Below are 26,259 nucleotides of genomic sequence, written 5' to 3' on the forward strand. Positions count from 1 at the left end.
GATGTTAAGCCAAGTCATTCGTTTTTCGCTGGTTCAACGAATTTTTGTGATTACGGCCTCGTTGTTTTTGCTATTGGCAGGCACCGCTGCATGGTTTTCGTTGCCTATTGATGCGTTCCCCGATATTTCTCCCACTCAGGTTAAAGTGATTTTAAAAGCACCTGGCATGATGGCGGAAGAAATTGAGGCGCAAATTACGCTTCCCATAGAAACAGAGCTTTTGGGTATCCCAAATAAGCAAATTTTGCGTTCCACCACAAAATACGCGATCACCGACATTACCATCGATTTTATTGACGGCACCGATATTTATTGGGCTCGCCAACAGGTCGCAGAGCGCTTAAACAATGTGATGCCAAGCTTGCCCGCTGGTGTGTCAGGTGGAGTTGCGCCAATGAGCACGCCCTTGAGCGAAATGTTCATGTTTACCTTAGAAAACCCCGACCTCAGTCTGATAGAGCGCCGCCAACTGTTGGAATGGGAAGTGCGACCACAGTTAAGAACTATCGAGGGGGTGGCAGACGTGAATATTCTTGGCGGTTTTGCCAAAACCTTCCAAGTAACACCTGATCCTCTAAAGCTCTCAGCAATTGCTATGAATATGGCTGAATTACAGGCGGTGATTGATGCGAACAACCAAAATGGCAGTGTCGGTAGACTGAACGTTGGCAACGATGCTGTAGTGGTCAGAACCGAAGGTCGATTGGAAAATTTGCAGGCGCTCGCAGATATGGTGATTGCTCATCACAACGGCACCGCGATTAGATTAAGCGAAGTCGCCAGCGTTGAAATAGGGCATTTGACTCGCTACGGCGCGGTGACCAGAAACGGCGAAGAAACGGCCCAAGCCATTGTCATTTCATTGAAAAACGCCAATACCGCAATGGTAGTTGAATCAGTGCTGGAAAAACTCGCTGAGATTGAAGCCACTTTGCCGAGCGGCACGGACATAAACGTATTCTATAATCGTAAAAACCTTATCGATACCGCCATTGGCACCATTCAAGAAGCATTATTTGTGGCGATTGCCTTGGTCATAGTGATTTTAGCGGCCTTTTTAGGCAACTTGCGCGCTGCGATTGCGGTGTCTCTCATATTGCCATTTTCGGCGGTATGTACATTCTTACTCATGCATCAATTTAACATGTCGGCCAATCTTATGAGTTTGGGCGGTTTGGTTATTGCGATTGGTATGCTGGTAGACGCTTCGGTAGTGGTGGTTGAAAATACCGTCAACGGTTTAAAGCAAAACCCAAATATGCCTAAACTGCATCTTATTTTTAGGGCCTGCAAAGATGTGGCAGTGCCGGTGGTATCGGGCACCATTATCGTGATCATCGTGTTTATGCCGCTGCTCACTCTCGATGGCCTAGAGGGCAAGCTATTTAAGCCAGTGGCTATAACTATTGTGTTTGCCATGCTGTCTTCGCTGGTTTTATCCTTAACGCTTATTCCCGCGGTGGCATCTTTTTTACTTAGCCCTGAAGGAAACAGCGAGCCAAAATTTGTGATGTGGCTGCAAAACCGCTACGAAACCTTAGTTCGTTCTGTGGTCAGCGCGCCTAAGGTAGTCATTGTTGCCACACTCTGTGTCTTAGGTTTAAGCGCGGTGTTGTCTTTGTTTTTGGGGAAGACCTTTATGCCGGTATTGAACGAGGGCGACATTATCGTACAGGTCGAAAAGTCTCCGAGTATCACTTTGCAGGCTTCAACTTTATTGGATATTCAAATCGAAAATGCTTTGCTGGCAAACATTCCTGAAATAAAACAGATTGTTTCTCGGGTAGGCTCTGATGAAATAGGCTTAGATCCGATGAGTCTAAATGAAACCGACATTTTCATGGAGCTGCAGCCTAAAAGCACCTGGCGATTTGCAGACAAACAGGCTCTGATTGACGAAATAAGAATGGTAATGCAAGGCTTTACTGGTGTTAATTTTGGTTTTACTCAGCCCATTCAAATGCGCGTATCTGAAATGCTTACCGGCAGTACCGGTGATGTCTCAATTAAAATCTTTGGAAATAATATCGACAGTTTAGCAAGCCTAGCCCAAGAAATTAGTGAGTTAGGTAAGTCGATAGAAGGTGCGGTAGATGTGAATACCGCGGTTACTGAGGGCGGAGATTATTTAAGTATTCGTTTGCATCCTAACATCGCAGCGCGTTTTCAAATGAACATTGAACAGCTTTCAACATTTGTACAGTCTCAGCTAGAGACGGTGCAGGTTTCTCAGTTTATTGAAGGTAAAAAAATCACGCCAATCGTTTTAGGGCGTAATGTTTTGAATCCTGAAATGCCGGCAAGCATCGCAGATTTACAGCAACTCAATGTGCTCATGCCTGATGCAAGCGTATTGGTCCTGAGCGACATTGCAGATATTGGCATGAAGAGTGGACCTATTATGATTGAGCGGGAAAATGGCAACCGCTTTGCTGTAGTGACCAGTAACGTAGAAGGTCGCGACATCGTAGGTTTTGTAGATGAACTTAGGCTATTGGTATCTGAAAACATCTCGCTGCCGTTGGGCTATACCATCACCTACGGCGGGGAGTTTGAAAATCAGCAAAGAGCCTCAACCAATTTACTCATTGTGGTGCCTATTTCTTTGCTGCTTATTTTGCTGATTTTGTTTACCACATTCGGCTCATTTAAAACCGCCGGTCTTATTTTGATGAATATTCCCTTTGCAGCCATGGGCGGGGTGATTGCGCTTTACCTGAGCGGCGAGTTTTTATCAGTGCCCGCCACCGTTGGCTTTATTGCCTTGCTGGGTGTCGCCGTGCTAAACGGCGTGGTAATGGTGAGCTACTTTGAGCAATTAAAACTTGAACTAAATAATGTGATAGAGCGTGTGGTGCTAGGAGGCAAAAAACGCCTGCGTCCGGTGCTGATGACCGCCACTACCGCCATGTTTGGATTGGCGCCGCTGGCCTTAGCTACTGGCCCCGGCGCGGAGATCCAAAAACCCCTTGCGATTGTGGTAATTGGCGGCTTGTTTACTTCAACCTTTACCACCTTATTCCTTATCCCTGTATTCTACATTTGGCTGGAAAAACGACATGACAAGTAACACACATAATTTACTGGTACTGATGGTGCCAGAAGCCATTAAAGATAAGGTGGTTGATACCTTAATCGCCCAGCCCAGTCTGAGCGGTTTTAGTTTGTCGAAAATTCAGGGCTTTAGCGCTAAAAACAACCACTTTAATATTCAAGAGCAAGTAGAGGGTTATAAAGATCTTTATCGCTTTGAGGTCTTACATGAAATACAGCAAACCGAAGCCTTAATAGCGCTGGTAAAAACATCCTTTAAGGAGCTAAAGTTTCGGTTTTGGGTAACACCTGTATTGTATGCCGGCTGATATTTTGTGCATTAACATTGTTGACTCAAATCAAATCAGCTTGGCTAAAAGCCTAGTAGTATATAAGCAAGTTAACATCTAATAGATATTGTTAAAACAAAAGACAACGACAAAAAGGGGTGAAATATGCTTGCTTATCAAAAAATACTCATCGCATTAGACGTGTTTGCGGTTTATCAACCGGTATTGGAAAGAGGATTGCAGTTAGCCAATAAAGACGCTGAGGTTTCATTGATTCATGCGACCCTCCCGCATGTCTATTTTGAGCCCTATGGCGCGGCTTTTGAAACAGATTTCGTGGATAATATTAACAAGCAATCACGCGAAAAGTTACAGCAGATAGCAAAAGATCATGGCATTCCTGCCGAGCGTGCTTATTCATTGCTTGGCTATGCATCCGATGAAATTCAAAAACAGGCTGAAAAAATTCATGCTGATGTAATTGTGATTGGCACCCACGGGCGAAGCGGTTTGAAGCTGCTTTTAGGCTCTACCGCAAACGCAGTTTTACATGGCGTAAAGCAGGACGTGCTAGCGGTTAAAATTTAGTTGTTTTCTATGTGAGTCAGCTTTACCAAATAACATCACTTGTATGGGTATCCAGAAATTCCATGCTGCCTGCATTATAAGAATAGCGCCGTGCTTGCGAACAATATAATCACCTGCCAGTGAACCAGTAGCCCCAACACGAAGGCTATAGGTCTCACGCAAATTCTATCGCTCGGCTGCAAGCCATTTTAGGCCCTACACAATTGACATATATGGCGAATTTAAATGACACATATGACAATAACCATTAATTAGAGCCAATAAATTGCTAACTTTTAGTCTAAAAAGAAGAGTGTACTGGCACTTTAATCTATAAAAAATACTGTTCAAGCATTTGTTTTTTTCATGTTTAAAAAACAAATACTTAATTTAAAACAGTTAGTTACTGATAATTCGTGATTGCCATTTTGTTTTTTATCACAGCAAATGACTTATCAAAAATAAACCCCGAGTCTTTTCATTCAATTGCGCTGCTACATATGGATCGATTTGTGCAATATCACCTACGTGTCGTGCTGCAAAGCTTGCTCTTTGCTCAATGTATGAGTGACGTCATTGGCCTGTTTTGGATGCGCATCGAATATTATTCATTTTAAAAGTAGGTATAAACATGGACTTAGATCCGCTTATATTATCCCGAATTCAGTTCGCGTTTGTGGTCTGTTTTCACGCTATCTTTCCGGTCTTTACCATTGGTTTGGCGAGCACTATCGCTGGTTTTGAAACGCTACATTTTAAAACCGGTAATCCAATTTGGCAGAAGCTGTCTAAATTTTGGATTCAGGTGTTTGCAGTGGTCTTTGGTATTGGTGTGGTGTCGGGCATTGTCATGTCCTTTCAATTTGGTACGAATTGGAGCAACTTTTCTTACGCAACGGCAAATTTTTTAGGGCCGGTGCTAAGCTATGAAGTGATCACCGCGTTCTTCTTAGAAGCCGCCTTTTTAGGTGTGCTGCTATTTGGCCGTGACAAAGTCCCTCAGGGTGTGCATTTGTTTGCGGCAATCATGGTTGCAACGGGGACTTTCATTTCATCGTTCTGGATATTGTCTGCTAACTCACTGATGCAAACACCTCAAGGCCTTGAGCTCATCGATGGTATGTATTATGTGCGCTCGTGGACAGAAGCCTTGTTTACCCCGTCATTTGGTTACCGTTTTGCGCATATGGCATTGGCATCGTTTTTAACTGCTGCCCTTGTAGTTGCTGGTGTCAGTGCCTGGTTTATTCTTCAAAAGCGTGAGCTCGAAGCAAACCGAAAAGCACTCTCGGTCGCACTTTGGTTTTTATTGGTGTTAGCACCGACTCAAGCCGTAATTGGTGACTTTCATGGTTTAAACACACTACAGCATCAGCCCATGAAAGTGGCAGCGATGGAAGGTAATTGGGAGACTTCTACGGGTGTGCCGCTGCTATTGTTTGCTATTCCCGACAAAGAAGCCCAAACCAATCACTTTGAAGTGAAAATCCCTAAATTGGCTAGTTATGTGTTAACCCACGACTGGGACGGCGAAGTGCCGGGGCTAAAAGATGTGCCAATAGAAGAACAGCCGCCAGTATTCATTGTGTTTTGGTCATTTCGAATCATGGTGGGTTTAGGATTGTTGATGATTGCATTTGCCATCTGGGGCTTATTGTTGCGTCCTAAAGGTCGCTATTACCAATCAACGCGCTTTTTAAATGGTTTACGCTTAATGAGTCTAAGCCCCTTCATTGCAGTACTTGCCGGTTGGGTGGTGACCGAAGCGGGGCGAGCACCTTGGTTAATTTACGGTCAAATGACGCATGCTCAGGGCTTAACCCCTTCGCTTACGGGCGGCATGGCGCTGTTTACTTTAATTGGCTATATCGTGGTGTATGCGCTGGTGTTTAGTGCGGGCGTTTATTACTTGCTACAGGTATTTAAAGGTGGCTTAGAAAAAGCCAACGAAGCGCCTGAAATGGAAGAGATTGAGCGGCCCAAGAGACCGTTTTCAGCGGCGCGTGCTGCGATTGATGGGGAGCAATAATCATGGAACAACATTTTGATTTGACGGTTATATGGGCGGGCATCATTGGCTTTGGATTAATGATGTACGTATTGATGGACGGCTTTGACTTAGGGCAGGGTATCTTGTTTCCTTTTGCACCTAACGAAAAAGCCAGAGACACCATGATGAATTCTGTCGCGCCAGTTTGGGACGGTAATGAAACATGGCTAGTGTTGGGCGGTGCAGGCCTTCTAGCTGCCTTCCCGCTGGTGTATTCGGTGTTTTTACCAGCACTGTATATTGGCGTATTCTTACTGCTCGCGGGATTAATATTCAGAGGCGTCGCCTTTGAGTTTCGCTTTAAGGCGAAAACCTCTAAGCACCTGTGGAGCTGGTCATTTGCAGTGGGCTCGACCGTGGCGTCTTTTGCCCAAGGTGCGGTAGTAGGTGCCTATATTCAAGGTTTTGAGACCCAAGGTTTTGTTTATTCAGGTGGTCCATTAGATTGGTTAACGCCATTTACCGTGGTAACTGGACTTGGCTTAGTGGCGGGCTATGCCTTATTGGGCAGCACCTGGCTAATAATGAAAACCGAAGGTGAGCTGCAGGATTGGGCCTATAAGATCACGCCTAAGCTTTTAGCAGGTTTGCTTACCGTGTTCACTATTGTCTGCATATACACGCCTTTTGTAGACGAAACAGTCAAGATGCGCTGGTTTAACAACATCAGTATCATTTGGGTTTTGCCTGCTTTAGCGTTGTTTTGTGCATATGTAGTGCTTCGCGCAGTCAAAAAGCGTCAAGATGGCATGCCGTTTGTGGCGTCTATGGGAATTTTCTTATTTAGCTACCTTGGCCTGCTGGCAAGCAAATGGCCATATATCGTGCCGCCTAACTTTACCATTTGGGATGCGGCGTCATCACACAATTCTCAGTTGTTCTTACTGTTAGGCTTTTTGTTTGTTATTCCTATTGTGCTCGCCTATACAAGCTGGACCTATTGGGTGTTTCGAGGCAAGGTGAAAGCTGGTGGGTATCACTAAGGTATGACAAAAACCGCTGTAAAAAAGCCCGCTGAGCAGGACGCTCTTAGCGGGCGTCGCTTTTTAAATCGCTATATTGCTAATCAAAAACCTTTGCTTTACTTAGCGGTCTTGGCGGGCAGTTTTGCGACGGTTTTGCTATTGCTACAGTGGGTGTCCTTTGCATTAATGGCCGAAAAAATCGTGCTAGACGATGTGCCAATCGAGGCTAACTTTGATTTGTTAGTTTTGTTTGCCTGCGGCGTTCTGGGGCAATCGTTGTTGATTCGTTTACAGTCCCATTTTGCCCAAAAGGCAAGTTTAAACGTGCGCAATAGTATCCGTCAGGCAATCCTCTGGCAGTGGCGCAACATGAGCCCTGTTGCGCTGCAAAAATACTCGGCCGGAGCATCAGCCACGCAGTGGGTTGAAGAAGTTGAAGCAATGGATGGCTATTTTTCTCGGTATTGGCCGCAACAAATGTTGGCTGTCGTTTCACCGCTGCTAATCTTATGCACGGTGGCCTATTTTAACTGGCTGTGTGCAATTTTGCTGCTGATATCGGCACCACTCATTCCACTATTTATGGTGTTGGTCGGTATGGGGGCGGAAAAGCTCAATCAAAAATATTCGACAGTTCGTCAGCGTTTGGCTGGACACTTTTTAGATCGCGTTGCCAATTTAGGCACAATTAAACTATTAGGCGCTCAGCAAGAAGTGTTTGAAGAAGTCAGTGAGCGTAGCGACCGCTATCGGCAGGTCATCATGAAGACCCTGAAGGTAGCGTTTTTATCGTCAACGGTGCTAGAATTTTTTACCAGCGTGGCGATTGCCAGCTTAGCTATATACATCGGATTTTCATTGTATGGCGCAATAACTTGGGGGCCAGCCCAAAGCCTGACATTATTTAGCGGCTTGGCTATTCTTATTATAGCGCCTGAGTTTTTTCAGCCGCTGCGGAATCTATCGCAGTACTATCACGACCGGGCCGCGGCGCTTGGCGCGGCATCTAACTTGCTTGGGCTGTTAACTACAGCGGAGACTGAGCATTTAGATTCGCACTCAGATACGTTCTCAAATGTGCACTCAAATACTAACTCAGAAATGGTAAAGCACTCTGTTTCATCTGGTGCTCAAGCGCAAGGCATAACTCAGCGGACAACGCAGCGCATTAGCAAACCAGCAGACTGCAGTAACAGCCCTTTCATAAATAAAAATGTTTCGTCTCAAAACGAAGCCGACGCGGCATTATCAAAAGACCCCAAAAATAGACATAGACTACAGTTTCGTAGCCTTTGCTTTGGACATCAACAAAACCAAGCTTTGACCAGCCCAATTGATTTGTCACTGTATAGCGGTGAAATGTTGGTTGTTTCAGGCAGTTCTGGCTGCGGCAAAACCACTTTATTAAATACCATAGCAGGCTATTTGCCAGCCTTGTCAGGCACGCTTAATTTTGACCTTAGCTTGCATAAGGCAATGGCCTATTTGCCGCAAAAGCCGTGGATTAAAAACGACACCATATACAATAATCTTGCGGTATTAGCACCCCAAGCTAGCAAAGGCGAAATGCTCGAAGTACTGCAAACACTAGGTTTAAAAACAGAATTGACACACACTCACCATGGCCTAAACACACTTATTGGGGAGCACGGACAGGGATTATCAGGTGGGCAAATGCAGCGTATCGCTTTGGCTAGAGTACTGCTTAACCCAGCGCCTATTGTGTTACTAGATGAGCCTACGGCAAAACTCGATGTGCACAGTAAACAATTCATTTTAAGCGCATTAATGGCGCTTAAGTCTAGAGTGATCTTGATTGTAGTGACCCACGATCCGGCTTTGATCGACATCGCAGACATCCATATCAATCTCAATCGTTCGAGCGACTCATAACGTGGAGTACTGGTTTCGCTTGCTCATAAAAAGCCAAGGTAAACGCTTGTATTGGGGAATATTGTGGGTGGTGTTGACTGCACTTTCAGGGGTGAGTTTATTAATGCTCTCCGGTTGGTTTATTACCGCTACCGCGATTGCTGGAGTAGCGATTAGTGCCGGTGTTTTTCTGATGTTTGATATGTATATGCCAGGCTCTGGCATTCGTTTTTTTGCACTCAGCAGAACTGTAGGGCGCTACACTGAACGGGTTTACAATCACGACAGCGTTTTGCGACTAATTTCAGTATTTCGAGTCTCGTTGTTTAAGGAGTTAAGTCAGCTATCAACCAGTCAATTACGAAAAACCTCAGACAGCGAATGGTTAGGTAAGCTAACCGCCGACTTAGACGCTTTAGACTCTATTCTACTGAGATACACTATTGCGCCCATTGCTGGTGTAATTGTTATTGTACTGCTCTCTTTATTTTTAAGCTTTATTTGGTTTGAAATGGCGCTGGTGTTAGGCGGCTTTTTCTTGGCGTTGTATATATTAAGTATATCGGTAAGCCTAAGCTTCACTAAAACACTAGCGGGTGAGTCATCGAAGTTGCTCAGTGATTTAAGAGCCCAGCTCATAGAGCATCTGCATGGCGCATTTGAGCTTCAAGCACAAGGTTTAATGCACGCTCATGAAGCAAAAATTCAAGAACTGCTCGAAGCATTGAATACTGTGCAAAACAGACTGAATAAGAAAATATCCAACGTACAGCTTGCTCTTGATATATGCCTCGGGCTGGGGCTATTGAGCTTAGTTTTTATTGCCTTGCACGCCGCAAACCTTGCGCAAATAGATGGGCCTACTGCCGTGCTGCTAGTCATGATGTTTATGGGTACAACTGAAATTTTGCAGAGTATTCCGTCGCAGTTCGCAACATGGGGTAAAACCGCTTTTGCCGCGCGACGGCTCGGAGAGTTAACAAGTGCAGAGCCAAATCCAGCCGGAGTTAGCATCGACAAGATTGACTCTCTATCGGTGCAGCTAAGTCAGCAATCAAAGATCCCCGCGAGTCATAGTAGTCTACTGTCATTTGCGGTCACGCAAAATAGTCTGTTAGTTATTGTGGGTCGCTCGGGCTCGGGTAAATCATCTTTAGCTAATGTTCTAAGCGCGGTAGAGTCTATCGACAATAAACATTCTAATATTTTGATTAATGGTGATCTGCCCCTTGCAAACATTGACTCAAGCAGTTGGCATAAGCACTTAGCGTATTTGGAGCAGGGCAACTCCATTCTTGCCGGTTCTTTGGGATATAATTTAGCCTTAGGCTTAAACGCAGTATCTGAAGATTCGCTATGGTCAGTGTTGATAGTACTTGAATTAGAAGATTGGGCAAAGCAACTTCCTAAAGGCCTTAACACATGGCTAGGCGAAACTGGAGGGCTTGTTTCTGGGGGGCAGGCAAGGCGGATTTGCATGGCGAGATGCTTGCTAAGAGAACCTAATCTGTTGATCATGGACGAACCATTTAATGGTCTAGACGCTGATATGTCTGCTCGAATATGGCACAACATGTCTGATTGGCTAGCTCAGCGTATGGTTGTTTTGTTAACTCACGAGCAGCCTGCGTTTTTATCTGATGCACAGCAACAATATTTAGTAAGTTTAGATCAACATGATTAGGGTATGCTGATGTTTAGATTACGCACAAACTGCTGCAAAAAAATACAGCAAAGATCAACAGATCTAAACTCACGTAAATAAAATTATCACTTTCATATTGTGTAAAATTATCGATAATACAGCCAACAAGAAGCTTCAATGTAAAGCAAATCTGAATAACTTTTAAACGGTTAATCGTTTTGTGATACATCCCCCTTCACTCATATCAAAAAGAACCAAAGGCAGCAGTATGAAAGCAGGTAAGTTACAGCGCGTCATTTTAAGTAACAAGCACAACATGCAGGTTGAACTTGTTGATTTTGGTGCGCGCATTGTTTCGATAAAAGTGCCTAACAAGCAGGATCAGATTATCGAAACGACTTACAGTGACAAACGCGATCAGCAAATAATCGACGATGTTTCCTATAAAGGGGCGACCTGCGGGAGAGTCGCTAATCGTATTAACAACGCGGCGTTTTATATAGGAAAGGAGCATTATCAACTTCATGCAAACGAAGGCTCGAATATGCTCCACGGGGGGGCACAAGGTTTTTCTAAGCGCCATTGGCGCTTAGCCGAGCACCGTAAAACTTATGCTGAAGACACCGCCATATTTGAGATCGCGTCACCTGATAATGATCAAGGCTTCCCTGGCAACATGCTCGCTAGAGTGAGCTATCGCTTGTTGGCCACCAATGAGCTACGTGTGGAATTTTCAGCCTCGTGCGACAAACTTTGCCCTATAAATATGTGCAATCATGTATATTTTAATTTGGGAGAAAAGTCCATTGCCGACTTGTCTCTGCAGGTAAATGCAAAGCAAGTATTGGCAGTAGATAAACACAGTATTCCAACGGGCCTATTTAATCAAGTTGATAGCGCTACTGATTTAAATGCACCGGTAATGCTAGAAGATATTCTAAAACAGCGTGACTTAGACGATTGTTTTGTACTCAAGGCTAACAATGCAGGCCTTGCTACTGATAGAGGTAATGCCAATGAAGCTGCCAGGTTGGTAAGTCATAAAAATGGTATAGCTTTAATTATTTCGACCAACCAATGTGGCCTGCAAGTTTACACCGGCAATTATCTTGCGCAAAAACACGCGGCTATTGCACTAGAAGCGCAAGGTTTTACCGATGCCGTCAACCAAGCATCTATGCAAGCAGAATGGGTGGGGCCGAAGCGTCCATATACAAAATTTGTAAGCTATCGTTTTGAAAACTGTTAGCGGTCTTCAACCATATTAGCAGTCTTCAACCATATTAGCGGTCTTCAACAATAATAATATGCAAGATTTCTGGCCCATGCGCACCTTGTACTAACACACCTTCAATATCCGTTGTGCCACTCACGCCTGAAATGAGGCACATATTGCGGGGCGTTTCGGCTTTTTTGGCGATCTCGTTAGCGATCAATGCGTAATCGTCCATGTAATGCAGCACTTTTGATTTTGCAATAACTGCAACAAGATACAAAGGCAAAAAATTCAGCAAAATAGGCATGTCGGCGCTTGAATGCACAACAAATGAGCCTGTTTCGGCTACGCCATATTCTGCCCAGCACAGACCAACGGTCTTATCTTCTTTTACATCCACGTCAATGGTTATACCATCCCAATTCAGCGATTGTAAGTGGGCAAGCTCTTGCACTTTCAAAGCGTGGGGCAGTGAGTGTTTATTAAAAAATTGCTTCACTGAAGCAGGCAGGGCATCAAGGGTGGCTATTTTTTCGCAAGTGGTACCAATGACTAAGCCCGCTTCAATTCTAAGCATCAGTGCTTCGGTGGCGTCACTCGATAACAGACGTGGTCTTGCCGACTCGCTCATGCCCAAAATTTCGAGGGCTTCTGCTTCAATTTTACTGATATCTGCAGTTACAGTAGGCGCAGCCGCTTTGATGGCTTTGAAAATGCGCGCTCTGCTCAAATCACTAATTTGTTTATTGCTTATTTTGTCGCTCATCTATCCACCACCGCTTTTAGCTTTTTTCATTTTTTTGTATTGCTGCATAAACGTTTGCGAGCTGGGCGCAATTAGGTCTCGATTACGTGTCCAGCCAGAGGTCATCGGCATAAATCTTATCCAGCCCTTGCGGCTAAATACCTTCATGAATATCACGCCGCACGCACTGGCAAATTGAAACAGCTTAGGTCGTTTTGCTACTTGGGAAAATGCCTGAACAAAAAAGCGATTGGTTAAGGGCTCAAACTTTTTCTCCCAAGACTGCGCGCGCAATGACCGCAAGAGTTTAGGAAGGGGAATATTTACCGGGCAGACTTCTTCACAGCGTCCGTTCATGGTGCAGGCATGGGTTTGTTTGTTTGCAACTTCAAGGCTGTTTAAATGCGGCGTCAATACCGAACCCATCGGACCGGGATATACCGAGCCATAGGCATGTCCTCCGATATGTTTATACACAACGCAGTGGTTCATGCAAGCGCCACAGCGAATACAGCGCAGCATTTCTTCCATACCGTCGGCGAGCATTTTAGTGCGTCCGTTATCGACCAATACGATATGACACTCTTGGGGGCCGTCAGCGTCATTAGGGCGTTTAGGGCCGTTATGAAAGGTTATATATTGCGTGATTTCTGCGCCGGTGGCCGAGCGGGTTAATAATCTCAGCAGCGGCACAGCATGCGCCATTGACGGCACCAGCTTTTCAATACCTGCGGTAACAATATGTACTTTTGGTGGTGTAATGGTGAGCTCTGCGTTGCCCTCGTTAGTGACGGTGCACGATGAGCCGCTGTCTGCTAGTAAAAAATTAGAGCCGCTAATGCCTATATCTGAAGTAAGAAACTTAGTTCTAAGGTCGCGACGCGCGCTGCCCACTAAATCCACAATTTCTTCAGAATAAGTCGGGTCTTTATGAAATTGTCTAAAAAGCTTGATCACGTCCTCGCGGCTGCGATGCATTGCCGGCCAAACAATATGCGAGGGCGGATCGCCGGCCAGTTGAATAATATGCTCTGCTAAGTCTGTTTCAATCCGTTCCATTTCTGAATTATCAAAGGCATGAGTTAAACCGATTTCTTCGCCAAGCATAGATTTACTGCGCGTGACCTTTTTGGCCTTATGCTGTCGGCAAATGTCTAACACGATTTTTGAGGCCTCTTCGCCGGTGCTGGCCCAATGCACAATGGTGCCCTGCGCAAGCGCGTTTTTTTCAAACTCGGCTAAGTAATGGTCCATATACTTAATAGTATGGTCTTTGACTTTTTGTCCTTGGGTTCGAGCATTTTCAAACTCAGGAAAGTTTGCCACGGCTTCGGCACGCTTGCTATCAGCCTTGTCGGTGGTGCGCCGGATAATCATTTTTAGGTCAGTCTGGGCCAAGGCCTTTTTGACGTTAGCGTTAAAGTTCTCGGGCTTATTTACCTGCATTTTTGACTCCCACAATCTGCGCCGTCATACCCGCGAGGACTTCTGCGGTGTGCAGTGCTTTGATTGTTTGATGGCCGTCACGATTGAGCTTGCCTGCCATGTTCATTAAGCAGCCCATATCACCGCCTAGCAAGTATTCAGCCTCAGTCGCTAGTACGTTTTCGGTTTTTTCAGCAACAATTTCATTGGAGATATCAGAGTATTTGACACAAAAAGTGCCGCCAAAACCGCAGCATTCAGAGTGCCCATTTAGTGGTTTATGAGACAAGCCTGTAACCTTAGCGAGCATTTTACGAGGTTGTTCATAGACGCCAAGAGAGCGATAACCAGAGCAGCTATCGTGATAGGTATAAGACCCATCGAGGGCAATACCTTCGGGCGTAAAATCACAAACATCGACTAAAAATGACAGCAGTTCGTGGGTGATATCGGCCAAGTGCTGGGCTCGTGCTAACCATTCGGGTTGGTCCTTAAAGACCTCGATAAAATTCTTTTTGATCATCGCGGCACAGGAGCCTGATGGCACCACAACATAATCAAAACCTTCAAACTGCTCAATCGTTTGATAGGCTATTTGGCGCGTGCCTTCATCATCACCTGAGTTAAACGCAGGTTGGCCACAGCAAGACTGCGCTTCAGGTACTTCGACTGCACATCCCGCTTGTTCAAGTAAGGTAATAGAAGCAAATCCAATAGATGGGCGCATGGCATTTACCAAGCAAGTTACAAAGAGTCCGACTCGTTTTTCACTGATATTTATAAAGTCAATCTTACTTGATTGAGAAGCGTCAGTTTTGCTTATACTTTCGGTCATGTGTTGGTTACTCAACATAAGGTTGTAGCATCTAGATTACGCTGAAGATGCTGGTAAATCCTACTTTTTTGCGGTTTTGTCATACACCTTTGGTCTATATATATTTACAAAAGTGCCGCATAGTGATGGCAAGGCTCAACAATTTTCATCCGTTGCCTATAGTATTTTAGTATCATGGTATTTCAAACGGTCAAATATTCTGCTCATACTGTCAATTCCTATCCATATGTATTCATTGAATATTTGTAACACGCAGGCGGACTGGCCCCGCTAAACCACTCTTATCGAGAATGTTGTCGTCTTGTTTAGGCGGGTTGGTTGTCCATGTTTTCTTTTCCGCCGCAGAGCGTTGATTGTCAAATATTAATTGATTGCGCCAGGTGTTGGTGACGATAAGCTTAAGTTCATTTTTATCATTGACGACAAAATTCGTGATATCAAATTGATAAGGGGCGGCCCACCGTGTACCAATTTTCTTGTCATTCAACCACAGCTCAACAATATTGTATACTTCGCCTAAATCCAGCATTACATTGCTAGATTCGTTTGCGTCGCTAAGGTTGAAATCAGCAGTATAGATAAGGCTACCAGAATAGTGTTGAATAGCGGGATCATCAAATTCATTGAGCAAAGTTAATTTGTTCAGGGGCAATATTTCCGGAGTGTCCCAATATTTATTCCCGACACTTTCAAATTTTACCCGCCAATTTTGCTCGACAGTCTGCTCAACAACATCGAGGGTGAGCTCTGTATCGCTGTTGTCAGCGGAAAATTTATAGGCTCCCGTGTCGCTAACATGCCAGCCATTGTTGCCTAACTGAATGAAGGAATCGTCAGCGCTCGGTAGGCGATACCAGTTCGGTTCACTGCTTAGTATTCTTCTATTTTTAAACCATATATCGCGGATGCCGCTCTGCTGGCTGGTATGGTTGAATACCACAAACATGCTCTCATGTGGGCCTAAACTAAGCCCAACATGAGTAATATTGTTTTGACGGTGCCAGACCTTAGCCGGCAGTCGCAAACCAGTGGCCGGTTGCCATACTTCTGGGCTGCCTATGGTTTGGCGAAAACTAACTGCAGCGTCAACAGCATGATTTGAGGGATTTGCAATAAAATAAATATCAGCGTTTTGGGCACGTCGATGAAGCCACTTCAGCTCTATCGTTTGAGCATAACTCACGTCTTTTTGAATATTCTCTTGTGCGAGCACTGAGGTTAGACTTTGCCCCCAGTATACGCGGCCTTTGCCTACCGATTTCATTCCGCTAGGGCTGTTTTCCCATAAGTTGTCTGATATCGTTTTTAGTTCTGAAAGCTCAGCATTGTCATCCATCAAACTTGGAGAATTCAGTGGTTTGTTACCCAGCACAACCGCGCCATTGGTAACTAAATCTTGTAATTTTTTGGCGGTAGAGAGCAGCATGTTTTGTGAATCTCGCAACATTATCACGCGATAGTCCCCAGCGCCTTTAACGTGAATAGCGTAGTTGCTAGCAGTAACTTTGTTTAACAGTATTTCTTCATTAAGGTAGTCAAACTTATACCCCTCAGGAAAGGGATGAGTATCAAACGGATGCCGGTCCAATTCATCGCCCAAGTACCACAACACATCTGCCACAAATTCACCTTGCTGAAGCATAAGTTGCGATCTTGAAAGTGCATCTATCCAGCTTGGCGTATGTCGCCACCAAGTCTGCGTTCGTAGTAGCGGAAAACCAATGCTACCACCAAAGCTGGAACCAGGCACAACATCTAGTTGTGGGGTGTGAGAAAAGGTATGAAAGACTAAATGACTGACACCTTTGGCGAAATTTTCATTAATTAAATTTTGGATAGTTGCAGGCCCCTCATTCCATTGCGTGTTCAATTGAGTGGCGGCTTCTGCGGCAAGAAAGGGTTTGTCGTAGAGATGCACAGCCGATGCTGCTGCAAAAATGGGTTTAGCTTCTTGTTTGTTAGACGGGGCTTTAGGGTACCAAAACTCAGTCATCGGAAAGTCGCTTACCCCATAGTATCGCATAGGGTCGCCTGGCAGCACTTCGCCGGAGGCACCTTCGGTATAGACTTTTGCGCCCATGTCATTTGCCACCGTTCTAAAATGTGCAAAGAAGTGTTCAACGTACAAGTCGTCCATGGTTTGGCGCAAGTCGCGTAAAAACCGATTACTTTGCTCAACAGAATTGACCACGTAGCCCAATTTGGCTGGCAGATAAGGCCGCATGTCATATCCTCGTCTGCGCTCAAACTCTTTTAATAAGCCATCGCTTTGCATGGTCCATGTGGGGACATGGCTCTCCCAGCTGTCGATTAACATACCGTGTAATGCATGGCCGTCTAAGGGACCCTCAGGACGCATTAAGTTGCCCATCATGCCATTGCGAAGATGGTTTTCAATGGCAATTTTATCTACTTTACTGGTTTCCCATCCGGTTGCCTCAGGTTCAGCAGGCCGGTTTGTTTTCAGCATGTTTACATGGCCCAACCTCACTACAGTCCAGTTTCCTTGGGTGGGCCGCCATTGCAGTGTGCCGTCTTTGCTAAGATACTCACTTATATCAATTACCTGCTCGGAATCGATGATATTTTCGTTTGCCACTGCTTGCTCAATGTTGCTTTGTAAACTGCGTGAGCTTTTTGAGGCTTTTGCTTCATGGTTGTGCAGTCTCACTTGTCCATTTAAATTTAAATATGATAAAAACAAGGGGTCTTTGGAAAAGGTCAATCGGAACCGGCTTGCTGTTGTGTCAGGTACGCTCAAGCTAACAGGGTAGTCTCGGTCATACCAATGGCTAGAGGGCACTTCTAAATTTGCAATTTTTGTTGCCTTGCCTGTTTGTGATATGGCTTCTACTAAGATGTTGATGTCTACTTTAGGGATCAGCCTATTAGTGATCACCGTGCGAATTGGTGGTAATTCTATTGTTCTGAGCGTCTCGGGTTTTGCAAAAGTTACGGTTAGCCAAGTGTCTTGTCCATTAATTGTCGATATGTTTTGCGCTTGATAGGTTTTGTAAGGCTCTTCGTTTTGCTTAATTCTATCGTTGTATACTCTTCGTTTTGATGGATCAATAATTGTATCCCAAGGTACAAAGGGATTATTGCTTTGGTATTTTATGGGAGTGAGTGCACGCTGCCCCTCGTCTCGAGGGGTAGGAAAAGCGATTACTTTAATGTCTTGATAATTACGCTCTGAGCTTAAGTATTCAGTGGCGATATTCAACGCAATATCAGCTTTTTCATCAGCGGCCAACTGATAGCTGTGATGTATCACTTCTCTTTGTGACTCTTCTACCGGTACCCAAGGACCACCGGCCATTGACCATCCTGGGCAGTTTTGCAGGGTAAGGTGCAGACCGAGGCGCTCGGTCTCGTCAGCAACGTGGCCAATCATCTGTTCCCATTCTGGTGATAAAATTGATATTTGAGGCACCCCAGGATATGCAGGCCCGCTTTTGTTAAATAGCTGAATACCTTGCATACCCGCATACTTTATAGCCTCTAAATCAGCACTTAAGCCCTGCTCACTGATGTTTTTGCCATTCAGATGAAACCATGTCTCAGGTCGGTACCTAAACGGCGGGGTATCGAAACTCTTATGCAACTCTTTTAAAGTGTCATCGGTACTGTTGATGATTAGCACTTGTTTTTGTTCGACGGCGACCTGTTTATCGTGGCAAGCGCTTATACACAAAGCGCTTACCAAAACAATTAAGCAGCGCTTGGGGATTCTGGGTGATAGGTAGTGCATATCAATATCGGCTTCTAATTTTTCCTTCGTGCCATAAGTACAAGCGCTGCGAGGCCCCTTTTCTTACATTTAAAACAAATGCAATATTTTCGTCTGTTTGTCCCTTTACTGTTTGCAGCTCTATTCTTGCACCGGCTACTTTGAAATATTCGTCGGTGAGCATCCACGTTTCTTTTGTTTCATCTTCAGGCTTATCCGTGCTATCAATCGAGCGTGCTAGCGCGAATACACTTTCGCCTTTCGCATTTTTATATACCACCACAGCGTTTGCGATACCGTTGTTAGCGGTCAAGGCTTCAAGGCTTTGAATAGCCTTTATGTCATTGCCCCGTGTATCTAACAGCCTGCGGTTCGCAGTTCCTGGCATGGGTTGACCATGCTGCCATGTCCCGTCGTTGAACGATGCCATTCTCCACTCGCGATACCCTTCACCTCTAGCTTCATACGCTAAGGCATAGCTGCCATCTTTAAGCACTAATGGACGAGTACCAAAGCTAGTTTCTTTGGCTGCTTCAGAATCATAGGCAAGTGTGTATCGATTTGCAGCCGCTAGGGTGACAGGCAAGTCCAGCGCTTTGTTCTGAATATTATAAAATGTGTCTGTGGTGGTATCTAGCCTCATAAAGTAAGCATTTAATCTATTGTAGTGAGTCTTATTATGCTCTTCTTTAAAGTTGCATTCATGCCACAATGAGGTGATGACGATTTCTGTATCTGATACTTTTAAAGGATTGATATAAAATGTGTCGACCAAAATAGGGTTATCTTGGTGCACCGTTGGCCAAGTGATCTTAACCGGTGGCTCAAAGGTTTGTGAACCATTTTTCATTTTATAATAGAGCCATGGCGATTTGTGCGTGCCGGCGCGAGTAAAAAAGTAAATATCGCCGTTAGCCATTTGATAACTTTTGGTGTACGACGCAAACGGAGAAATGTCGTCTTTTTCAACAAATTCGCTTAAGTCATGAGGCTTGGTCGATACCACATGTATCATTCTGCCGCCAGCATGGGGCGTATCAATTGAGAGGGGATTAAGACCATCTTCTCTTTCGCCACCATGGCCGCCAAAAATAATATGAATGTAACCTTGGCTATCAACCTCAATGATTGGCCTACCGTGGCTGTCTATCTTTCTGCCGTCTTTTGACAATGTGCTGTGTCCGGCTTTGTATGGGCCGTCCCATTTGTGGCTTTTAAGGTCGTAGCTTGCAACATAAGGGTCAGTTAAATGTCCTTGGTAGGTAATATATAGTTTATCACCCACCAGTTTATGCCAGCCGGTATGCGCGTTGCCGGGCAAGTTACCGCTAAAGTCGCCTTGTGGTATCTCAGGCAGTCTGTTTGGCTCTTGCCACTCAGGACCTAATTGTTCTTCAGGTAAGTCGTAAATTTGCAAAAACGTTTTGCCCTCAGTGTATGCATCGTATATCGCTTGAAACTCTGGATATTGCCCGTACATGTACTGATCGACTCTCCAGCGCCAGTATTCTCGACTAAAACTCTCTTCTTGCTGCAAGGCTTCAAAGGTTTTGTCGTGATGGGAATGCTTAATAATAAGCGCGGTCCGTTTATCAAAAAAGTCTTGCTCATTGATGGCTGCGCTGTCTGCCGAGAACAGTGCTAAAGTGAGTAAGGTTGCTAAAATGTAAAATTTCATAATGCGCTCTTGTGTAAGTGTTTATTCCCTTGACGATTCGGCTCGGTCTAAGCTTATCGCCGTCTCTTCAGAAACATTGCTATTAGGGTTTTCACTGCGGTATAAGACTAAACGATCAATTCCATGTCCAAATGAACGTCCTGAAATAAGAATGTTATATTGACCGGCTTGGTCAAATTCAGCAAAGATTGCATGTGGGTCATTATCGCTAGTAAATGATCGCCACACCCAGTCATCAACGGGACTGCCGGTTCGATACACCTTCAGCCAGCCTTGCGATGAACTCCCCTCCGGTGCTTCGCCCTCGCAGCGATTAGATGATGGTCTGCCAACAGGGCAGACAATATGGCCTAGCGGAGTATCGCCCTGAGCGTTACTTATCTTTTTCGCATAAAAATTTTCGCTGTTGATTTGTAACCAAGAATCATTGGCCTCGGTTGGGCTATCGCCTTCCCCGATAATATTCAACCATGAAAACCGATAAATACCGGGTTGGTTTATTACAATAGGCACTGTAATCACATCTACTCCGGGTAAATTGAAATTATTATTTCCTTGATACATCAGATACGCATTGCCACTGGATAGCCTGCCAGTTCGAAGCTGCCAATCGCCATCATAATTGGTGGATTCTAGCTCTATAACTAGAAGGCCATCGCGCTCGACAAAGGCCGAGCTAAGCACTTGTGTTTCACTATTTATGCCGCATCCACGGATGTCTACAGGTTCACCATTTGGGGTGGTGTCGCATACATCGATATCATCGCTGACACCATCTGCATCATTATCTTTTTGCGATGCAGAGCAACCTACTGCGTCGACTAACTCATCTCTTGGTGTGGCGTCACAACTATCATTTGCATTGAGCACTGAATCATTGTCAAGATCATCAGGACTTGCGCCACCTTGGGTATCAATGCCGCAACCAAGAATATCAACTGCTTCACCTTGTGGGGTTGCTGGACATTGGTCTATAGCGTTATTTTTGCCATCGTCGTCATTATCTAATTGCGTCGGCGCGCAACCATTGCTGTCTACCGTTGCATTGGCTGAGGTATTCGCGCATGTATCTTGGGCATCGTTAACGCCATCAGAATCAGCATCAGGCGCCTGCGTGACAATCACTGGCGGCCCAGCACTGTCAGAGCCTCCGCATCCAATAATAGAAACTGATAAAAGTAGGGCCATGGCACACTTAGCTAAACATGATTGAAGACTAGTTGGTAAGATATGCACAATAACGTTGGTTTTTAATTTGGACATTTATGATTGATGTTAACTAAAAATGATTATTTATGACTGTATTGTTGCAGATATTTGAGCAAAGGTGAACCACGCGTTAATTCTTTTAGTGCATAGTATGAATTAAATTGCGTGTTAACGGCGATTGTTATGAGTTGGCAGATAGTTAGTGATACCGTTCTTTACTTATGCCAAGTGTAATCGGTAAATGTAATAGTGATGCGAATTTTGTTTAGAGCAGATGCTATTCAATCGATTATGCTTGCAAGCGCTTTTTCGAAAGTTTATTTGAGTAACATTTGCTTGCTTTCACAGTTTGCCCTTTCATTCATACAGATATTAGTTGCAGAACGCTCTTTAGCGCAAAAAATGAAGTAAATAACGAAAATATGAAAATACCAGAAAGAATGACGTTCCCAATTTTACTATTTATATGTTGCTTCATTAAGTCAGAACGGTTAGTAAGATAGAAAATACATGCAACGGTTATTGGTAGTATGATGGCATTAAAGGCCTGAGAGATTATCATGACAAACACGGGGCGGGCTTCAAAGATAGGGACCACTAAGCCCAATAGAGAAATGATGAATACCATTATTCTATATTTTGGCAGGGTCATATCGCGCTTCGCGCCGGTATAGTCGCATATTAGCCAAGGCAGCATCAGTATATTGGGAAACTGCGAAGATACCCCAGCGGCGATCAGGCCAAAGGCAAATATGGCGGTCGCAAGTGCGCCAGCTAATGGCTCTAATATTACTATCATTTGCGAGGCTTTTGAGAGGCTGATCCCTTCAACGTATAAGGTGCCGGCAGCAGCGGCCATAATCGATGCACTGATAATAAACATCAAAGAAACTGAAAAACACGCATCAAAGCGCTGGGTTTTGTAATCGGCCATTGTCCAGCCAGCTTCCTTGACCAAGGTGGTACGAATGATAAACAGGCCAGAAAAAACAGTTGTCCCAATCATTGACGCGATGATCAGAAACGGCGCTTTACTCTCACCGTCGCTCACAACAGGAATGCTGGGAACGAAGCCTTTCAATATATCTATTGGGGGAGGCATCATGATAAAAAAGTTAAGTAAAAAGCAGGCTGACATTACCGCTACGATGACCGCAAGACTGCGTTCAAAAAACTGCGTTTTGCCATTCCAAAAAATAAAATACACCAAGCTAACGAAAAATATTGCAAAATATATAGGAGAGATGCCGCCTTCAACCAAGGCCTTTGACCATTCGTAGCAGATATCCGCCACTATCCCCATCACGCCCATCACGCTGCCAGCAACCCCAAAGGTCAGTGCCGTTAAAAAGAATATGCCGACGGCCGGATGGATATGCTTTCTGAACGCTTCAAGCGCAGTTTCACCGGTAACCAAGGTATAACGGCTATATAAATTAATCATAAAGAAGGTGCATAGGCAGGAAGCAACAATCGTCCACAATAGTGACATGCCGTACTCAGCGCCGGCTTTTGCCATCGCGGTAACACTGCCGGTTCCGATGTTAAACCCGAGTAAGAAAATACCAGGCAAAAGTAAGGCAAGTCCCTTGGCAGCTCTTTGCATGAATGAACTTTTCGTTTTGTTATTCAAGCGACATCCTTTTTTGTTTTTATTATTATTTTGATGAGTGGTTGAAAAAAGCTACCGTCTACAGCGATCGACCAATGTTATTCGCTTTTACCTGGGTAACATTCCAATACGGTCATGCCAAGTTCCGATTCGTATGCAAAATCAACAACGCCGGCAGGGCAGAAAAAACGCTCCCATTGGCGAAGTGGTATTTTCTCATTGTTGATGACTAAGCTGCCTGTTCCGGCAATGACAATACCGTAAAAGCAATCTTTTTCTGAGCGTTGGCAGCGGCCAGTGACTGATGCTCGCTTTACCCCAAAACAATCGGTTTTGTCTGGGCCGATAAGTTCTTCTAGGGTGCTGCTTGCGCCATCGCACTTGAGACGTTTTGGATCACAGCGAAACTCTTTGTCTATTTGTTCTGACGTAACCGGGCTAAAGTTAAAGACATCTAAGGCTGTCTCAATACCGCGGTCCATGAATCTTGCTTTTTCAGGAATAACATAGCCACAGCGTTCAAACTCGAACCTAACGGCCAAATCAGAAGGTTCCATTATTTCGAGCATTAAAATACCTTCTCCTAGAGCATGCGGTCTGCCGCCAGGAAGCAAAAATACATCGCCGACTTTAACGGGAATGCGATCAAAACACTTTTCGATGGAAGCTATATCTTGTGCTTCTATCCATTTTTTGAGGAGCTCCCTACTAGGTGAACGCTGAAAGCCAGCATAAATGTAGGGGTCACTGACGTCATCTCTTATTTCGAGTATAACGTACGCTTCGGTTTTGCCTCTAGGAAACCCCAGTTTTTCTCTAGCAAAGGTGCGGGTAGGATGGGCTTGAAAGTGCAGTCTGGTAGCGCTGTCGAGGTATTTAACCAGAGGTATATCATCAATCGAACGGAGCTCACCGCTACTGGTGCCAAGATAGTAAGCTGGGTCTTCATTTAGCATGTCGCGAAAAGGTACTGAGCGTCCGTCGTCGAGGCTAATCATGGCTAGACCTTCTGAAATATCCTCTCGGCCTATGTTACGAGCTTCAACAGTGGAGCCAATCCAATCTTCAGGAAAATGTGAGTCTTGAGGACTGTCTTTCCCCTCAATAGTATCGAGTTGCTTACCGCCCACATAGGTTCGCCAAACACGGTTAGGTGAAAATTTTATGATAGGTTTCATGCTTGATATCTTACTGATAAAAAGTTTTTAGGTCATGCGCAATTTTAACCATATGTATTGGTTAATGTTGATTACAAATTTGAGTGTTATTTACCTGCTGCAAAACGTGTTTATGGTTATTTTTGCTTGCTAGTGTTATGCAACGATAAGCTTGTTGGGCGTATAGATTGCAAGGCTTCAAAGAGCGAGGAAGTGCTCGGATGTGTCGAGCTTTCACTTAGAAAGCGTGCTTAGTGACAAAGCGCGCTTTTATGTTGAGCTTAGGGACGAATTGCAATTGTTCGCAGATTTTAATCAAAGCCCTGAGCTTGATGCTATAGCTTTACGTCATTTAAACTAATACCCTACTTATCAAAAGGCGGTTTGTGTTTGCAAAATATTGCCAAATCCAAGTAATTGCCAAACTCAAGGAGTCTTAACGTTGCACCTAAAACGATTAGCAAACATCGCATCATTTGAATTGGTCAGATTGTTTCTCACCAAACGAGGCTTGCTTGCGGTTATCACATTTTCTATTTGTTGGTTGTTGATCCTGCGATACCCCATTGCAGGGTCGGTGTCATTGCTCAATTCACCTGACTTTGCTGGGTTCTTCGATAGTGTATTTGGTGCGATAGGGTTGAGCAAGCTGTTGAGTTGGCTGGCCGCTGAACTCGCTGTTTACTGGTTAATTGCGCTTTATAGCTTTCCTATTTTTTGTTTGTTTTTATGTGGCGACCAAATCGTTGGCGATAAACAGCGAGGAACCTTACGATTTTTAAGCCTAAGAGCGACTCGCGCTGAATTACTAATTGGACGTTTTATTGGGCAAGTCTTGATATTGGCAATCTTATTAATGCTGACCTTGAGCGCTACCTTAGCAATATTGACCTATCGCGATCCCGCGTTATTGGCAACTGCATTGCCTCACAGCCTCTTGTTATTTGGATATTTGATTGTGTCGGTGATGCCATTCATAGCCTTAATGAGCTTAATAAACACCTTTGCAAACTCGGCACGCTTAGCCTTTGTTTTTGCAATTTTGTTTTTTGCGGGAGGAAATATTATTGTGGGAATTTTGAGTTGGCAAATTCCAGCATTAGGTATGCTAAGTTTTATTTTTCCGGGTTATCAGCTCGATCAAATGGCAGGGCAGAATGCTGAGGCTATTCTCGCTATTGGACTGCCCCTAGCACAAACTGCCGTTTTGCTACTATTGGCTCAACGCATATTCGCAAGGAGCGCACTATGACGACTTTAATCAGCGCCTCTGGCCTCAGTAAACAGTTTGGCAGTAAATTAGCGCTAAATAAGGTGAATTTTGAAATCAGTAAAGGCGCTCCTGTTGCATTAGTTGGCCCCAACGGTGCGGGCAAAACCACTTTATTTAGCTTGCTTTGCGGATATATATTTCCGAGTGCCGGAGAGTTGTCCATATTAGGTCATGCACCAGGTAGTTCAAAGCTGTTTGGGCAACTCGCGGCATTGCCTCAAGATGCGCAGTTTGATCCACGCTTTAGTATTATTCATCAACTAAGCTTTTACGGACGCCTGCAAGGCTTAAGTAAGGCCAAGGCCAAGCAAGAAAGTGAGCGTGTTTTAGAGTTAGTTGACTTAAGCGCAGCGGCCAAGCAAAACCCTACGGACTTGTCTCATGGCATGCGTAAACGGGTTGCTATTGCACAAGCGCTCATTGGTGAGCCGAAAATAGTCATGCTCGACGAAGCCACAGCGGGGCTCGATCCGATTCATGCGCGTGCAATAAGAGAGCTGGTGAGCTCGCTCAGCAGCGAGACGACATTCATTCTCAGTTCCCATGACTTAACTGAATTAGAAAGGTTGTGTGGCCAAGTCTTACACCTCGATCAAGGCATTCTTTCTGAGCATAGCGCGCAAAGCCAATCTCAAGACGATAAGCGTTTTATTACTTTGCAGTTGAGCCAAAGCTACCCAAATGTTGAAGAAACCCTGCAGGCTTTGCCTAGCGTCATAAAAGTGTATATGAGCCAAGCAAAAGAATACGTGGTGGAATTTGATGCTTGTGAGTCGGCCTTTGATATTCTGTTACTAGAGTGCTGTCATGCGCATAATTGGCAATATAGGCAGCTTATCAATGGTCATACATTAGAAAATCAAATATTCCATAAAAATTGATCGGGACTATGGATATTTCAATGTTTTGCTTATGTAATATTCCCATCCATCGGACAGTTTTCAGGTTTTTTTGATT

18 protein-coding genes are annotated in these 26,259 nt (G+C 44.6%); 10 read left to right on the forward strand and 8 right to left on the reverse strand.

Features of this window, described 5'->3' with window-relative positions:
• Window position 1 precedes the first annotated feature (1 nt).
• From AB9H30_RS06615 to AB9H30_RS06650, 8 genes are all read left to right on the forward strand, one after another.
• Window positions 2-3,070, forward strand: a complete 3,069-nt coding sequence (locus AB9H30_RS06615; RefSeq protein ID WP_371193908.1) for an efflux RND transporter permease subunit — start codon at window positions 2-4, stop codon at window positions 3,068-3,070.
• Window positions 3,060-3,362 (forward strand): DUF3240 family protein, encoded by a 303-nt coding sequence (locus AB9H30_RS06620; protein WP_371193865.1) that lies wholly within the window; start codon window positions 3,060-3,062, stop codon window positions 3,360-3,362. Before AB9H30_RS06615 ends, AB9H30_RS06620 begins: the two co-directional genes overlap by 11 nt.
• Window positions 3,363-3,488: 126 nt before the next feature.
• Window positions 3,489-3,911, forward strand: coding sequence for a universal stress protein (locus tag AB9H30_RS06625; protein WP_371193866.1), 423 nt, complete (start codon window positions 3,489-3,491; stop codon window positions 3,909-3,911).
• Between the two features lie 610 nt (window positions 3,912-4,521).
• The gene (locus tag AB9H30_RS06630) at window positions 4,522-5,919 is read left to right on the forward strand and encodes a cytochrome ubiquinol oxidase subunit I (RefSeq protein ID WP_371193867.1); all 1,398 of its coding nucleotides are present in this window, start codon (window positions 4,522-4,524) and stop codon (window positions 5,917-5,919) included.
• A 2-nt stretch (window positions 5,920-5,921) separates the two neighbouring features.
• A complete protein-coding gene (gene cydB / locus AB9H30_RS06635) occupies window positions 5,922-6,923 on the forward strand; it encodes a cytochrome d ubiquinol oxidase subunit II (protein ID WP_371193868.1) in 1,002 nt (333 codons plus the stop codon).
• A 3-nt stretch (window positions 6,924-6,926) separates the two neighbouring features.
• Window positions 6,927-8,798: a thiol reductant ABC exporter subunit CydD gene (gene cydD, locus AB9H30_RS06640; RefSeq protein WP_371193869.1), complete on the forward strand. Its 1,872-nt coding sequence runs from the start codon at window positions 6,927-6,929 to the stop codon at window positions 8,796-8,798.
• Window position 8,799: 1 nt separating this feature from the next.
• A complete protein-coding gene (locus AB9H30_RS06645; protein ID WP_371193870.1) occupies window positions 8,800-10,461 on the forward strand; it encodes an amino acid ABC transporter ATP-binding/permease protein in 1,662 nt (553 codons plus the stop codon).
• A 229-nt stretch (window positions 10,462-10,690) separates the two neighbouring features.
• Window positions 10,691-11,671, forward strand: coding sequence for an aldose epimerase family protein (locus tag AB9H30_RS06650; RefSeq protein WP_371193871.1), 981 nt, complete (start codon window positions 10,691-10,693; stop codon window positions 11,669-11,671).
• A gap of 34 nt (window positions 11,672-11,705) precedes the next feature.
• Here AB9H30_RS06650 and AB9H30_RS06655 read toward each other — a convergent pair whose 3' ends face one another.
• The 8 genes from AB9H30_RS06655 to AB9H30_RS06690 all read right to left on the reverse strand — a co-directional run bounded on the left by AB9H30_RS06655 (window position 11,706) and on the right by AB9H30_RS06690 (window position 24,050).
• Window positions 11,706-12,404 carry a lactate utilization protein C gene (locus AB9H30_RS06655; protein ID WP_371193872.1) on the reverse strand — a complete coding sequence of 233 codons (699 nt, stop codon included), beginning with the start codon at window positions 12,402-12,404 and terminating at the stop codon, window positions 11,706-11,708.
• Window positions 12,405-13,829, reverse strand: a complete 1,425-nt coding sequence (locus AB9H30_RS06660; RefSeq protein ID WP_371193873.1) for a lactate utilization protein B — start codon at window positions 13,827-13,829, stop codon at window positions 12,405-12,407. It lies immediately after the preceding gene.
• Entirely contained in the window at window positions 13,816-14,643 is an 828-nt protein-coding gene (locus tag AB9H30_RS06665) for a (Fe-S)-binding protein (protein WP_371193874.1), read from the reverse strand. The genes AB9H30_RS06660 and AB9H30_RS06665 overlap by 14 nt, the downstream gene beginning before the upstream one ends.
• Before the next feature lie 232 nt (window positions 14,644-14,875).
• A complete protein-coding gene (locus tag AB9H30_RS06670; protein WP_371193875.1) occupies window positions 14,876-18,394 on the reverse strand; it encodes a glycosyl hydrolase in 3,519 nt (1,172 codons plus the stop codon).
• A gap of 1 nt (window position 18,395) precedes the next feature.
• Window positions 18,396-20,051: a BNR-4 repeat-containing protein gene (locus tag AB9H30_RS06675; RefSeq protein ID WP_371193876.1), complete on the reverse strand. Its 1,656-nt coding sequence runs from the start codon at window positions 20,049-20,051 to the stop codon at window positions 18,396-18,398.
• Between the two features lie 21 nt (window positions 20,052-20,072).
• Window positions 20,073-21,239 carry a thrombospondin type 3 repeat-containing protein gene (locus AB9H30_RS06680; protein WP_371193877.1) on the reverse strand — a complete coding sequence of 389 codons (1,167 nt, stop codon included), beginning with the start codon at window positions 21,237-21,239 and terminating at the stop codon, window positions 20,073-20,075.
• 382 nt (window positions 21,240-21,621) lie between these two features.
• Window positions 21,622-22,893, reverse strand: coding sequence for an Nramp family divalent metal transporter (locus tag AB9H30_RS06685; protein WP_371193878.1), 1,272 nt, complete (start codon window positions 22,891-22,893; stop codon window positions 21,622-21,624).
• 77 nt (window positions 22,894-22,970) lie between these two features.
• Window positions 22,971-24,050, reverse strand: coding sequence for a class I mannose-6-phosphate isomerase (locus AB9H30_RS06690; protein ID WP_371193879.1), 1,080 nt, complete (start codon window positions 24,048-24,050; stop codon window positions 22,971-22,973).
• A 421-nt stretch (window positions 24,051-24,471) separates the two neighbouring features.
• Here AB9H30_RS06690 and AB9H30_RS06695 point away from each other — a divergent pair, with 421 nt between their 5' ends.
• Window positions 24,472-25,281 (forward strand): ABC transporter permease subunit, encoded by an 810-nt coding sequence (locus tag AB9H30_RS06695; protein WP_371193880.1) that lies wholly within the window; start codon window positions 24,472-24,474, stop codon window positions 25,279-25,281.
• Window positions 25,278-26,183: an ABC transporter ATP-binding protein gene (locus AB9H30_RS06700; RefSeq protein ID WP_371193881.1), complete on the forward strand. Its 906-nt coding sequence runs from the start codon at window positions 25,278-25,280 to the stop codon at window positions 26,181-26,183. The genes AB9H30_RS06695 and AB9H30_RS06700 overlap by 4 nt, the downstream gene beginning before the upstream one ends.
• Window positions 26,184-26,259 lie beyond the last annotated feature (76 nt).

The organism is Glaciecola sp. SC05 (assembly GCF_041380235.1).
Taxonomy (GTDB): domain Bacteria; phylum Pseudomonadota; class Gammaproteobacteria; order Enterobacterales; family Alteromonadaceae; genus Glaciecola.